The sequence below is a fragment of the Pelosinus propionicus DSM 13327 genome (genome assembly GCF_900114615.1).
Taxonomy (GTDB): Bacteria; Bacillota; Negativicutes; order DSM-13327; family DSM-13327; genus Pelosinus; species Pelosinus propionicus.
This window is the reverse complement of record NZ_FOTS01000008.1, coordinates 127157-141970: the sequence shown is the minus strand read 5'-3', so window position 1 is coordinate 141970 and position 14814 is coordinate 127157. Positions and strand designations below refer to the sequence as shown.

Here is a 14814-nt window from a genome sequence, read left to right as displayed (position 1 = left end):
GACGTTTTCTTATGAGAGGCAGCGTCAAGGTGCAAACCGAGTTTCTATTGCTGTGCATGGGGTATAACCTAAACAAACTCCACAACAAAATTCAAAGTGGTCGCTGTGGAACTTACTTGCATATTCCCAAAGCAGCCTGACAAATACAAATAGACTTTTTTATTGGGGAAGAGGCTTCCTCTGTTTGCTATGGGCATAAACGGAAGAAGAGCTTCTTTGTTTATTCTTTTTCGCCTGGATTTTATCTGCTCAAGAAAGGAAGGCTGCCACAAAATGCTTTTTTTCAAAAAGCATTTTGCGACAGCCTCTTTTAGTGATATCTTTAAAACGCCAAAATACGAGCTGGATTTTCCACCATTATCTTTTTGATATCGTTGTCAGACACACCGCATTTTTTCAATGATGGTAAAACAAAATCTGTGAGACGCGTATAACCTTCACCCCCACCGCGACGTGTAGCCAATTTAGTAAATACATCATTGCCGATAACGATTTGTCCAGCATAGCCCATTCGTATCAACGCCACTAACCCCGATAAAATATACCAGTCAGGATAATGGGCAATTCCCAAAGGCTCATCATCTGCCTCAAATCCAAAAGGAGTGAACGAAAGTACAAATCCCATATCAAGCAACTCTCTATGCAGGCTGATATCAAAAGGTACATGTCCAGGATTGTTCACAAGTTGTTCAATAGATAGAACGCCCATAAGCAGCTGGACATGACACAAAATTGTCCTTTCAGGAATACACCCGCCTCGAAATAGGGGGCGCAGTATATTCTGCCTCACCTCGTCTCCTGTGAGATAAGGTCCTAGGTGAACCTGCAGAGACAGGCCAGTTTCGCTGGATACGAAGGCGGCCGCACGTAAATAGTCTTCTACCTGTTTAGTGTACATCTCATAGGCCGCCTTAATATGACCTGGAAAAATACCAGTTTCGCCAACACCATGATCAATTTCACGGAACAAGAATGCACAAAACTGCTCAAATGACATATCACGGTAATAAGCCGGCCATGTATATTCTGCATATAAACCTGTAGATGCCACAATGTGAACACCTGTATGCTCAGCTATCTGCCGAATGGCAAAAAGGTCTTTGGGCGAACTCCGAATCCCGGGTGCACTAACTTCAACAATGGAATCGCCGCCATGATCTTTAAATTCTCCGACTTCGGCAGCCATCATCTGCTGGTCATCTAACCTCATATTGTCCAAAGATAAAATGATGTTATGACGCAGGGCTGAACGATTCTCCAGCACTAGCTTATCTTCTAACTCCAAACTGTGACATCTCGGAATAAAGCAGGATCTTCTAATTCGGCTGCGAAACATGGAGCAGTCCGAAAGGACGTGTTCATGCATAGAAGTAACTCCAAGCTGGTCTGGTCTGATCGGACCGCAAACCGTCATAATCTTTTGCGACATGCTATCATCCCTTCCTTTACATTACGTGTCTTCAAGAATGTTTGATAGAGTCGCCCCCAAAATCAAAAGTTATTTTAACTGGAATGTTGTATCTTCCGGCAGACACGACTATCTCTATTATCATATGCCGTACAAATTCCAGAGGAACATTTTTATAATAATCCATTGATCCTGATACGCACTTATATCCTGCTGTGCTTTACCTACACATGGGTTTTTACTTTTATTTTTATCGGCAACCCTCTCGGAGTTACTGCCCTTGCGAGGAATTATATGGATCTCTTTTCTCACAATTTTACTTATGAAACGTAACTTACACTTTAAATGTATTTACCGCACATTGCAGATTTTCAGCAAGCTTCGCTAATGCCCGGCTGGATGCTGCAATTTCTTCCATGGATGCAGATTGTTCCTCTGTTGCTGCTGAGATATTTTGCGTTTGGCCAGCGGTATCTCTACTGATCGTATCAATTTCTTTTACAGATGCAACTACCCTTTGACTGCCACCGACCATTTGCTGTACAGTCAAGGAAGTTTCTTGAGTTTGTGCAGAAACCTGATTGATCGAAACAACGATCTCACTAAAAGCAGTTCCTGCAGTATTAACTACGCTGGTACCTTTCTTAACCTCTTCGGTTCCCATATGCATCGCATCAACTGCTTTTCCTGTTTCGTCTTGAATTTCTCCAATCATTGCAATTTCCTTGGCAGCATCTTGAGACTGCTCTGCTAATTTTCGTACTTCTTCGGCTACAACAGCAAATCCTCTGCCTTGTTCTCCCGCTCTGGCTGCTTCGATAGCAGCATTTAAGGCTAACAGATTGGTTTGTGCAGCAATACCAGAAATGGTTCCGACAATTTGCCCAATTTCCAGAGAACGTTCGCCTAGTTTTTTAATTACACTTGCTGATCTTTCAACTGTATTTTCAACCCTTGTCATTTGGCTGATTGCAGTCGCTATGGCTTGTGTTCCATTGCCCGCAGCGATTGCAGTTTCTTCTGAAGACTGAAATGCGATTTGTGTATATTCAGCTACTTGTTGTATATTGGCAGACATTTGTTCAATCGCTTCTGTACTTTCATTCATGGCAAATAATTGCTGCTCTGCCCCGTTTGCCACATCACTTACTACTAATGCAACCTGATTAGCCGCTTGGGCTGATTGCTCTGCACATGCTGTAAGTTCCTCCGAAGAAGCTGCAACCTGTTCGGAAGAAGTTAGAATATCACGAATCATGCTGCGCATTTTTTCCCGCATGGTATTGATTGCTTCAGCAAGCTCACCTAATTCATCGGAAGAGGACACTACGATTGCTTCACGCCAATCCCCAGCAGCAAATTGCTTTGTTCCTGCAAGCATAACCTGAATTGGCCTGTGTATTGCCCGGGTAATCTGAGAGCCAAGAATGACACCAATTAGTACAGAGATAAGACTTAAGAAAGCAGCAATCATGATTACTTGGTTGGCCGCCGAAATAGCAGCCTCTGTACTTTTTTCCCCCAACTCATCATTATATGCTTTTATTTCATCCGTTAGCTGCGTGATTTGCGTAGATAGAGGCAAACCACGAACGCCAATTCTGGCCACTTCAGCCCGCCAGCTTTTAGCACCTTCGATATTGCCTGCAGCAGTCTCCTTAGCCATCGCACGAGCTGCCGGCAAGGATTCGTTTATCACAAGATCTCGCTGCATTGTCGTTACTTCAATCAATTTTTCTACATCTGCTTTTTTTTCAGGAGAAGTTACTTCCAGCAATTGCTTTTGTATTTCCAGCATATCGTTATTTGCTTTTTCAGCTTCTTGATAAAACACTTCTCTGCCATATGCAAAAATACCACGAGTACTGGCCAGAGCTTCTCGCTGAGCCAAAGCAGAAGCTGTGGCGAGTTGACTACGCTGGTTTGCAATTCTAATTTCTGTTATTCTTACTTTTGCATCTTGCAAAGAAATATAGCAACTGATTCCCAAAATTAAAATGAATGTGATCATGATGCCAAATCCAATTCCGATCTTTTTTCCAACAGATATTCTCATGATAATTCCACCTTTTTTTTGATTCACACGCAATCAATGCAGTCTTATTTCTTATCCCATCGTCATAAATGATTTTGTATATTAGTTAAATAAGGGCTGCCCCACCAACGGAGAGACAGCCCTTTTCAATGTTATTAGCACTCTAAGGAAAGTAGTTGAGTTGAATACGAGTATAATTTGGAAGACTCTCTCTTTCGGAATCTTCTTGCTGAAAATCCACAATAAGCAGAGAATGCTTAAAACATATAGTCTAACTGTAGACGGAAGTAATCTTTAATATCGTCTTTGGTAGAAACCTTTTTTGCGTCAAAAACGTAAAAGACGCTGGCAACTACGTTTTTCTCCAGAGCTTTGCTCCCTATAACGGCCCAAGCCTGAATATCTTTTGGTGAACCAATCATAGCAGCAGTATATCCACTATTATTAGCACCAGGCTCAAACTTGAAATACTCAGCAGCTACACTCCAAGAACCAGGAGCCGCATACTTTGCCGCACCATAAGTCAAACGGGTATGATGATAGATAGGTTCATGCCCCTTTGTCTCAATACTGTTTTTACCGTAATCGCTTATTAAAGTATACTTAGCGGAAAGCTTCGAACTAACGTTAATAGATTTTACATCATATTTACTATCATCACCGGTTTTTTCTTTAAACCACCAAGCCCCGATAGTGGTAGCTTTACTGGTAGGATAAAATCCCTGAATAAAGAATGCATCTTTGATTTCACCAGTAGAAGTAGTCTCTGGGCTGGCAGTTGCATTTCCCGTCATAAACCCAAAATAAGGAGAAAAATTTGCAAACCCTGCTGTCACTTTTAGTTTATTGCCCGCGGTAACCTTCATACCATCAACGCCACCTGAAGTATTCATCCAATATCCCCCGACATCCATCTGCTGGCTGAAACGACCGACGGTAAGTGACGTACCATAGAAATTCTTAGTCGTAATAGCAGCATCTGCCACATTAAAGCGATCCAGACCAGAGCTATTACTGTAAGTACCAAATTCATTCTGGTTAAGACCGACGAGGCGACCGTAAAAACTAGTATTCTCATTAAGATCTGCATTCAAGTTCAAGCGAAAACGCTGTCCAAAAGCTGTATTACCAGAACCATTATCAACCCACCGAACACGAGCGTCACCAGAAATTGCTATACTTCCGGTCTTTTTTTCCGTTTTAACAGCCGGTGTGCTTATTTTATTAAGTTCAAGGGCAAACTCAATGGCTAATTTATCGATAAGAGCTTTTTGATTGACGGTTGCCTTCCCTGAGTTTTCCATAGCTTTTTCTACGATATTCGCCATTTCATAGCGAGTGATTGTCTTTCCTCGAGAAGCACTCTCGCCTTGGCTCCCATCAATAATTCCAACACGCTGAAGTTCAGCTATGGCTGCGTAAGACCAGTGCTTTGCGGGAACCTCTTCAAACTGCGCAGCCGCAAGTGCCGTACCTGTAATACTTAAGATAACTAGGAGTGCTATAATTACAATATATTTTTTCTTCATTTATCTTTCCTCCTGATTTTTGATGAACTAATTCGAATGAAGTTTAATCATCACTATACATCGTGCTGGCTACTTGACTCAAATCGCTGGCTAAAACGGCTAATGTTTGGCTGGCCTGAGCCATCTCCTGAACTGCTGTCGTCTGGGTGCCTACAATTGTATCAAGCATTTTACTTTTATCTGCCAATTTGTTAACGGATACTTGAATCGTACCAAGAGACACAGCAATTTCATTGACTGATGCAGCACTAGCTGTGGCAAGCTTGCGAACTTCTTCGGCTACTACGCTAAAGCCTCGTCCCATGTCTCCCACCCGTGCAGCTTCAATCGCCGCATTCAGTCCTAGCAGATTCGTTTGATCTGCAATTGTTTTAATAAAATGAACAATATCATTTGTTTGGCTGCTTGCTTTTGCCAGTTCTTGGCTTAAGGTTTCCAGATCATTGCTGGTAGTGGAAACCGTCTGTGCACCTGCCGCCATTTCCTGCATTCCTGCAGTGAGCTCCTCTGCCGAAGAGGCTAAGTCTGCAGCTACAGACAAAAACTTCTGCTGTTTATCAAGCAGCTGAGCAGTGGTTATACAGCCGATCACTCGTTCACCATCTTTAATCGGAAGAGCGCAGGCCACATAAGGAATTCCGTAAGGAGATTTTTCTTGAGGAATTACTTTGACAACACGTCGCCCTTGTTCAAGACACTCTAAGCTTACCTGGCCTGTGACGGGTTTTCCGACCTGGCTGCCGGATTGATTCGTAGTTAAAGCTGAAATGGAACCAATTATCGTCCTGTCTTTAATCACCATTACACTCATTTTCCCTATTACAATACCAGGCAGATAGTGGGCAATTTCAGTAAACATATCAATTATTTCTGCCCCAGAGCGGGGCTCCTTGACCCCTTTATCCGTCATTTTTTTATCCCCTTTCTGCTTTTTTTTAGCTTACGAAGGCATAGGAAATAGGCGCATCAAAGCATCATGTCCACGGTTCCGGACACGAAGATGATACTAACTATTTTGATAAAGCAAATTTTCATTTCAACAACAGTATTACTACCGCCCACTGCACCGTATATGTTTATATCATATCGATGCAGTGAGCAGTACAATCCACTACTTTGAAGCGGCTTAGTCGTTATCCTCAATGTTATCACGTAATCGTTTCTGCAAAGCCGCAATATCAATTTCATGTACACTGCCAGTACCAGCAAGGTTTAAGGCATGAGCTGCAGCAGCGCCTGTAGCAATACAAGGACCCATAACACGTATACTGGAAAGGGCACCTAAATCTGCATCAATACAGCGACCAGCAGCAACTACATTGTCAACATCAGGGGGAGTTAGGCTGCCAAAGGGTATGTAATGCACATGATCCCTTGGGAATACGTGCCAGGCATATCCTGATTTACCATGCAGTTCCATTGGCCACGCAGTGCGAGCTATTGCATCCTTAAACTTGGAACCTGAATTTACGTCCTGAACAGTTAGTTGCTGGGAACCAACAATCCAACGTGTCTGGCGAATACCAGCTAACCCGTAAGCACGAATCTTTGCTTTGCCAAAGGCAATAGGAAATTCTTTTCTCAGAAAGTCAACAGCCGCCTCGGCCTGCTTTTTGCCTTCAAGAGATTTGACAGATGCTGCTAGCGGTTCAAGAGGAGTCTCTTCGTGAGTCATGTTAACAAAAGCCAATTCTTTTTCAGGAAAAGGAAAAACCAAACCATCCTTGCGTTCTAAACCATAAGCGTGAGCTTTTTCTTCCAGACGTGCAACAAATTCGGCTCTAGCCGGCTGATTGTTAAAATCAATTCCATCAATCACTGCCATATGAGTACCATAAACTCCGCCTGATGCCGGCTCTCGGCAGGGAAGCCCCGCCTGCCAAGTAAGAGCAGCATCCCCTGTCGCATCAATAAAGCCTGTAGCTGCAACGCGTAAGTCGCCATATCTCGTAGCAACTTCAATGGAGAGGATACGTCTGTCCACCTTTGTTACACCCCGCAGAACGCCCCCCAATATCACCGTTATACCTGCCTCTTGTACCGCGTTTTCAATCCAGCGGGCTAAAGCCAAATCATCATATATCACCGAACCTAAACCAGTTTTTAAATAATGTAACGCTCCTTGTGCACCAAGATCACGCAGCATCTCATCGACAATCCCATGAGTAAATTGTCTGGGATTTGGAGGATTTGAAAAAATACCGCAGAAGAGACCAATCTTTGAATTCACAGCCTGACCGCCCAAAGTAGGCAATCCATCAATTAAAACGACCTTATGACCCAATCCAGCTGCTTCTAAAGCGGCAGAAATACCAGCCATACCTGCCCCTACAACGCATATATCTGCACTGACCTCCTGAGCGGATCGCCGAGTAAAGTCTTTTCGTACTGTAAGGGTTTCGCCGTTATCCCCTATTGCTTCATCTATCATATACATGCTCCTTCTGCAAAAAATATCGTTCTTACTTCTTGGTTACTTCTACAATGCCTTGATCAGCATCAATTTTGACCCAATCACCACTTTGAATGATCTCAAGAGGATTTTGATTAAGACCGGTGACTGCCGGTGCATGAATTACGACAGAACCTAAGGCCGCTTTCGTATTCATCACATTAAAGATCAGTCCTGAAGGAGCATTCCCGTTGCGTCTGGTATAGTGAAACAGGCTGGACCATCCTGATGATCCTTTTGCCCCTGGAAATACGAGTATTTTTCCCTTTACACTTTGTCCATGCAGTTCATGACGAACATCGATAATCTTGCCATCTGCGGGATTGATTCCTCCCCAACCTGAAACCATTTCAGTAGTAACAAGAGCCTCCCCTTCAACAACGCCTCCTACCACTTTTCTGCCATGCAATACAACTGTTTTCATTTCAATCCACCTCTCCATTGTCCAGTAACAGCAGCATCAATGCACTCTTCCGTAGTACCATACCAAGCCTGAATTCCCTTTATATTCGGTAAATAATGCGCCTGTTTACCAGAATTTGTAGCCATTACCTTGATCCCCTTAGGGATAAATTGTCCTAAAGCAGGACAAGTATCGCTCATTAAAACACCACCTGCATCATTAATGATTTTTGTAAAACCGTTGCGATCTGCAATCTCTCTAAGTCCTCGCGGCGTAAAGACCCAAAGAACCGTATTTTCATGCAACCGTTTTCCTTCTAACAACTTGCAAATCTCCCATATTTCCTCAATGGAAGCATGAGGACAACCAAACATAACAAAATCAACATTTGTATCTTTGGCCGTTGAATTTAGTGCCTCATACGCCATTTGTCTTTCTTCCTTTCCAAATCGCAGTCTTTCAACAGGCTGTCTGTTTCCAAATGCTTCCTCTACTGTACGAGCCTCTGCAGTGATCCCGGGAATATGGTACATCTCCACACCGCCTGACGATGCCGCAGCCGCACCAAACTGTTTTAGTTTAATTAAATTTGGCAGTTTTTTGATACCGTTAATAACGGGAACACGTTCTTTCACCATTGTGCCTGCATAATAACCCAATAATCCCCAATCCATTTGATTTTCAACAGCACATTCCACATCAATTAAATGAGTACCTAGGCGATTTTCATCAATATGAAAGCCCCAATAGGGAATTTTTCCAGTCAGCATGGCTGCCGTAGAACTGGAATTGCCTTCTGCATTGGTGCGGGCTCCCAGTACGGAATTAATATAGACAACAGCTGATGACTCCATCCAAGCGCAGTGTTCGCCTTTGATGGGCACATTTCCAACCAAGTAAGGTGTACAGGTACACATCAATGCGACACCACCACTAGCAAGATATTTTTCATTGGCCAACATGAGTTCATAATCTTCTTGAGATTTTCCTTGTATTTGCCAAAATTCCGGATCCATCGTTGTTTCAAATTGGCAGCTAAAAGCCTTCACTTTATCCTTAGCAAACTCAACCACTTCGGAGCTATCTAAATTAAACTCTGAAAATAACGCATCAAAGCTGCCAAGCTCATCCATATGATGCTTCTTAGCTACCATAAAACCGCCAACATTGTTTGTATCAACGAGGCGCTCCGCCCCTAGAGCCTCACCATATCGCACAAGCAAATCCATTGCCTTTTGCCGGGCTCGTCCTTCCTTCCCATCAAGCATTGCTTTTTCATCATCTGTTAATCTCATAATTACCGCTTCCTTTCGTATACTATTTTTATCAATTCAATTACCCCTGCAACTTTTTAGTTTTATTTTTAGATCCGATAAAGATATTGGTTACAATCATAATTAAGCAGAGAGCTACACATGTAGGCGCAACGATCATCCACGTAGCTTTTGGTCCTACAAAACCAAGAATAGTTGCAATATAGACCAGAAAAGGAGATCCGAACTGTCCAATACCCATAGAGCAGACAAAGAAAGACATTGCCACTGTTACCACGGACTTGTCCACACTCTTAATTGTCCGAATGGTAATCTCAGGATTATAAGTCCCAAAGCCCAGACCGTATAAAATAGCTCCCAGAAGAAACATTTCATAGGTATTATAATGGGCAACGACTAAAAACGCAGCTCCCAGGAAGGCAAAAGCGAGGGCTAATGTGTATTCTTTAAACAATTGAGATATCTTCCCGTAGAATACTCCGGCAATCAAAGCTGCAACTGTAAATATAGTAAGAACCGTTCCAGCTTGAGCCGGTCCTCCAATCTTTTCACTTGCCATGACTAACGCTACATTTGTTATAAAAGAATATTGCAAAATATTAAACACCATATTAAAAGCATAAATAAACCAAGTTGTGGAAGTAATTCCCCCAAAACGGCTGCCAGCTGCAGTCTTGACTACTGGTGCTTTTTCCGGTTCAGGCACTTTGTATAGCACCATCAAATAAATGGGTATGAGAATAAGCAGTCCTAGAAAGTTATATCTCCAGTCAATAGCAGCTAAGAAACCGCCCAGCATTTGAAACACTACACCGGCAGCAGCTCCTACAGCACTCTTATATCCCATCATTGCATCTCTTTCTTTCCCTTCAAACAAATCTGCAATTAAAGAGGATGCCAGAGGGAACGTCATTCCATAGCCAAGGCCAAAGAATACTCGAGTAATTAACATGAACGTTATATCACCATAAAAAGCCGGCATAATGCCGCAAACAATCTGCAATAGAATCCCAATATACAATATCTTCTTTTTGGGTATTACTTGCTGGAGTCGCGCAGTGACCAAAGAACCAACGATCATCATCATTGGTGGAATCGTAAGAAGTTGCTGAATCATAATGGGGCTGACACCTGGAAAAGCCTGCTTTATTGCACCGAGTGCCGGCCCTGCCATCTTAACGGTATACAGCAGCGTCGCAATTGATAATACAGCTGATTTAGTTATTATTCCATGTTGTTGTTCATTCATATTGACACTCCTACTTGTTTTTTATGTACGTATCATTTCATAACCTTCTGCCTCTAGACTGACTTACGCCACACTTCTAATTTTTTACGTCGATATTTTTCTCCTTTCTTTATTTTCATTACAACTAGCAGTAATCTCACCCTTAAGGAAATCGTTATTAGAAAAAATTCTTCTACCATCCTAGCGGTACTGCATTATATATTTATCATAACAACAGTACTTTTTTAATTCTGTAAAGTTATTTACAAATTCAGAATTTTTTTTTGAGTTGCATTACTCCGGCAATTTTGCTTATTGCTACAACTTTAGGAAAAAAAAAGAAAAACGCAAGCAATACCTGGCGGGTATACGCTTGCGCTATGTTCCACGTTTTATGTTGGATTATCATATATTCAATTACTTCGTTTCATTGCTGAGCATATTCTACCAAATGCTTAATATCATTAACCACTAAACTTCGCTTACTTATATGCTCAATGATGCCTTCACGCTTAAGTTGAACAATGGCATTATTCAACGTTACTCTATGGACTCCAAGAATCACTGCCAATTCCTGCTGTGAAATCCCCTTGGAAGTTATCTTGTTGTCTTTTCTAGCTCGGCTATCACTTTGCCTTTGAATTACATATAATAACACCTTACATACACGACTTGGAAGTGATGCAAGATCCCCTCCGCGGTTTACTGCAAGAAAAATTTTATAAGCCATGCTTTCTATTAAATTCGAAATAATTTCAGGATAGTTTCCCACTATTTCATCATTGAAACAAGATCTAGAAAAAGTATATACTTCACAATCTTCTGTGGCTACTAGTACATTACACATATTTTTGATTGGCTGACGGTCAAAAAAGGGAGCCGCACCAAAAATGTTGCCTTTGTCTATATACCAAACAATTTTCTCATCACCGTCAGTATTCATTTTAGAATACTTAATTCGACCTGTATATAGATAATACAAGTGGTCAACCGGCTGCCCTCCACCAAGGATCATACTGCCTTTTGGATACGTATGCTTATGTCCCAAATGCAGTATGGATTCCCAAACCTTGTTTTGTGCACCAATCCATGGAGAATAAAAACTCTGTAACTCATCGGTTAGCATAGTAACGTCTCCCCTTTCTAGCCATAAGACATTTCTATACCGCGTGCAAATCGCAAAAGTATCAAATGCTGGCGTAGTAATTATCTGTTTTGCTAATTCAAAAAATACTCGGATCATTATAGTTTACATTTAGTTCTACATTTGTCGACAATCCCCTGCAAATTATGACTACTAACCTGACCGAGATGATTGAAAATTGCAACTGTCCCTTAGCAATCAATATCTTCATCGTTATATCTTCGAATTTCGTTAAGTACCATAACGACTAAGCAATGCTTTCCTCTTTCACAATAATGCAGGAAAATTCTTATTCCAGCCGCATTTAATTTGTTTTTTAAATTTTTTAACTTGCGCGCCTAAAAAAAGAATGGGACAAGGAGCTTGTCCCCCTGTCCCATTTAGCATTAGCAACTTCCCTTATTCCTTAATAGAAAAATAAGACAAGCCTTTACTATCTTTCAGCAATCGATAATTAAGCCTAGCTGTCTCCAGCTGAAATTGCTCTCTTTGCTTACCTCTTACGATGATCAGACGATCAGATAACGGGGGCTTCGCCCCAAAGTCAGCTATCCTCTGGGTCGGCATGGTGTATTTGCTTGACCAGTCTAGCTCTTCCGCCTGACGAAAAGTCACTTGACTTGGCGATATAAGCTTAACTGCGACCTTGCCGCTATAAAAAACCGCCGAAGTACTATAAAACTGATACATCCCTATCTTCTCCACTCCAAGGTCGACCATGCTTCTAGCTATTTCTTTTCCTGACCGGCTTTCCGCTATGATAGGAAATATAAACAGGGAAAGTATGATATATGACCCCAATTGGCACAGACAAAACAATTTGAAAACATCAACCGCAGTCCGGTTTCTTGCTTTCCACACGCTGAATACCAGGAACAGTAGCAGACCGGCTGTAGTCAGGCCAAGTTCCCACCCCGCCAAATAACGATAAGCCGCTATCATATATCCGACCATGAGCAAGGCCACAGGAACCCCTATCCAGTAGAAAATTTCCTTCATTTTCCCCTGCGCTAGCATTCGCTCCAGTTGAATAGCTGTTAGGATTGCCACGGGAAAGAGAATGGGAAACGTATAGGTCAGGTATTTAGTGGCCATTAGCGAATAAAAGCCAAAATAAGCAGCTATCCACAGAAAAAGGAATAACAGCAGCGGAGACTTCCGGGAACAAAAGTCTTTATATCCTTGGATCAAAGCTTTTGTGACCAGGGCAGACCAAGGCAGCATACTGAGCACAAATACAGCAAGGTAATAGTAGCTCACATTATCTTTCGGATGTTCGGAAACGGTTGCCCGAAGATAATTATGAACACCAAAAAAGGTATTGATAAACTCCATACCGTGCAAGGTATACATGGCAGCGTACCAGGGCAGTGCCACAATGGCAAAGAGCAAAAACCCTGTCAGCGGATACATTTCTTTAAGTTCCGTCCAATTGCGCTGCAACAGAATAACTAACAGTATAACTAGAGCAGGCAACAGAGCGCCAATCGGCCCTTTCGTCAATACAGCCAGCGCCATGCTGACATAGGCAGCTAGATACCATCGCTTGGTGCCGTCCATTTTTACATACCCCATATAAAAAAATCCCAGAGCAGCGCAATTAAACACAAAGAACACCATATCGGTAATCACTAATTTAGCCAACAATAGATACTCGAAGGACGTTCCCATAATCACCACTGCTAATAATGCGGACCTTCGCGTAATGGTTTTGCCTGCAAACCAATACAGCAGCACGACTCCCACAGCAGCAAACAAAGCCGGTGCCAACCGAGCTGCCCACTCTGAAAAACCAAAGAGTTGAAAGGATAATGCCGTAAGCCAGTAAAAAAATATGGGCTTATCAAACCAGACATTTCCATAAATCCTTGGTGACACCCAGTCCCCTGACAACACCATTTCTTTTGCTGTAAGCGCATAGTTCGATTCCACCGGATCGGTGATGGGTATGGCTTGGTTAAAAAACATATAACTAAAAAACGAGATCAGAAACAGGACCCCATAGATTTTAGAGGAAGCGGTAACGTTGCTTACATCATCAAATAATTTCATTGCTATAAATCCTTTCTAAAGACATCTACTTGTTTTCATGGATTAAAAGAATTTTATCCTCTTGCACAACAAGTAGACGGAGTTTATTTTGAATTGCCGGGGGCAGTTGCCCGTACTTTTTCTTTTTCATAACCAGATACGCTGTGTTTTTTTCGCTGGCTGTAACTGCTATTGCCGTTTTCAGAAACGACGGCTTCCGTGCCACTTTTAAATTCAGCGCTGACCCAGTATAATGGCCGCTGCTTAACCTCCTCAAAAATGCGTCCAACATATTCACCGATAATCCCCAGGCCTACCAATTGAATGCCTCCAAGCGTCAATACGCTCACTGCGACCGTGGCCCAGCCCGGAACAGCATCAGCGGTAAACAATTTCGTGTACACCACATTCAGGGTCAAGCCAAAACTCAACACACCAAAAAGTAAGCCAAGATAAAAGGCAACACGCAGGGGGAGTTTTGAATAAGCGGTAATACCGGCAAGGGCAAAAGAAAACATCTTTCTGGGCGAAAATTTAGACTTCCCGGCAAAGCGTTCAGGCGCCACAAACTCCACCTGCGCTTGCCGATACCCCATATCGCCAATGATCCCCCGGATAAATCGGGCTTTCTCCTTAAAAGACCGGAAAGTTTGAACAACCTTTTTATCAAGCAGCCGGAAGTCTGATCCGCCTTCCACGATATGAACATCAGACATGATATTCATTAACCGGTAGAACATACTCGAGGTAAACTTCTTTAACCAAGAGACGCCAGTTGTATCTACGCGGACGGTTTGCACAACATCAAAACCTTCTTCCCATTTTGTCAGCAAAAGCGGCAACAACTCCGGCGGGTGCTGCAGGTCGCCGTCCATGGTGATCACCACATCCCCCTGGGCATAATCGAGCCCGCAGGTTAAAGCCACTTGGTGCCCAAAATTTCGTGCCAAAAGAACCGCTTTAACTTTTGTATCTTGCTTTGTCATGTGTTCGAGAATAACTGCAGTATCATCTCTAGAGCCATCATCAATAAAAATTAATTCATAAGCATAGCTTAAAGGCTCCATATACTTACGGACTTCCTGGTAAAACACATTCAAATTCTCCTGCTCGTTAAAAACAGGTACAACTACTGAGATTAGTTTCATTTCTATCTCCGCCCTCTCTTCCGTCAAGCCATCCAGACTCTGCACTCTGCCTTTGTAAGCAATAAGCAATTGAAACTCGGCTGATTGATAGCCAGACGAGCCTCAATTGCTTACGGCGGTCTGCTGATATTTTCTTTTATCTTATTCATCTGGTTCGGATTA

The 14814-nt window shown here is 42.5% G+C and carries 12 protein-coding genes; 1 reads left to right on the top strand and 11 read right to left on the bottom strand.

The features are described 5' to 3' along the window. The first annotated feature begins 11 nt into the window (after nucleotides 1-11). Nucleotides 12-140 (top strand): hypothetical protein, encoded by a 129-nt coding sequence (locus BMZ99_RS27545; protein WP_175490706.1) that lies wholly within the window; start codon nucleotides 12-14, stop codon nucleotides 138-140. Between the two features lie 182 nt (nucleotides 141-322). Here BMZ99_RS27545 and BMZ99_RS06150 read toward each other — a convergent pair whose 3' ends face one another. The 11 genes from BMZ99_RS06150 to BMZ99_RS06095 all read right to left on the bottom strand — a co-directional run bounded on the left by BMZ99_RS06150 (nucleotide 323) and on the right by BMZ99_RS06095 (nucleotide 14652). Continuing rightward, nucleotides 323-1429, bottom strand: coding sequence for a phosphotriesterase family protein (locus BMZ99_RS06150; RefSeq protein WP_090933997.1), 1107 nt, complete (start codon nucleotides 1427-1429; stop codon nucleotides 323-325). A 313-nt stretch (nucleotides 1430-1742) separates the two neighbouring features. After that, nucleotides 1743-3464, bottom strand: a complete 1722-nt coding sequence (locus BMZ99_RS06145; RefSeq protein WP_090933995.1) for a methyl-accepting chemotaxis protein — start codon at nucleotides 3462-3464, stop codon at nucleotides 1743-1745. 236 nt (nucleotides 3465-3700) lie between these two features. Next, the gene (locus BMZ99_RS26930) at nucleotides 3701-4972 is read right to left on the bottom strand and encodes a hypothetical protein (RefSeq protein ID WP_245754840.1); all 1272 of its coding nucleotides are present in this window, start codon (nucleotides 4970-4972) and stop codon (nucleotides 3701-3703) included. 43 nt (nucleotides 4973-5015) lie between these two features. Beyond that, entirely contained in the window at nucleotides 5016-5882 is an 867-nt protein-coding gene (locus tag BMZ99_RS27345) for a methyl-accepting chemotaxis protein (RefSeq protein WP_090933993.1), read from the bottom strand. A gap of 216 nt (nucleotides 5883-6098) precedes the next feature. After that, nucleotides 6099-7403, bottom strand: a complete 1305-nt coding sequence (locus BMZ99_RS06130) for an FAD-dependent oxidoreductase (RefSeq protein ID WP_090933991.1) — start codon at nucleotides 7401-7403, stop codon at nucleotides 6099-6101. A gap of 31 nt (nucleotides 7404-7434) precedes the next feature. Then, nucleotides 7435-7848, bottom strand: a complete 414-nt coding sequence (locus BMZ99_RS06125) for an aconitase X swivel domain-containing protein (RefSeq protein WP_090933988.1) — start codon at nucleotides 7846-7848, stop codon at nucleotides 7435-7437. Next, nucleotides 7845-9122, bottom strand: coding sequence for an aconitase X (locus BMZ99_RS06120; protein ID WP_090933987.1), 1278 nt, complete (start codon nucleotides 9120-9122; stop codon nucleotides 7845-7847). The genes BMZ99_RS06125 and BMZ99_RS06120 overlap by 4 nt, the downstream gene beginning before the upstream one ends. A gap of 40 nt (nucleotides 9123-9162) precedes the next feature. Then, nucleotides 9163-10350: an MFS transporter gene (locus BMZ99_RS06115; RefSeq protein ID WP_090933985.1), complete on the bottom strand. Its 1188-nt coding sequence runs from the start codon at nucleotides 10348-10350 to the stop codon at nucleotides 9163-9165. Between the two features lie 406 nt (nucleotides 10351-10756). Beyond that, the gene (locus BMZ99_RS06110; protein WP_090934008.1) at nucleotides 10757-11455 is read right to left on the bottom strand and encodes a Crp/Fnr family transcriptional regulator; all 699 of its coding nucleotides are present in this window, start codon (nucleotides 11453-11455) and stop codon (nucleotides 10757-10759) included. Nucleotides 11456-11872: 417 nt separating this feature from the next. Next, the gene (locus BMZ99_RS06105) at nucleotides 11873-13525 is read right to left on the bottom strand and encodes an ArnT family glycosyltransferase (protein WP_090933983.1); all 1653 of its coding nucleotides are present in this window, start codon (nucleotides 13523-13525) and stop codon (nucleotides 11873-11875) included. Between the two features lie 83 nt (nucleotides 13526-13608). Further along, entirely contained in the window at nucleotides 13609-14652 is a 1044-nt protein-coding gene (locus tag BMZ99_RS06095) for a glycosyltransferase family 2 protein (protein ID WP_245754839.1), read from the bottom strand. Between the last annotated feature and the right edge of the window lie 162 nt (nucleotides 14653-14814).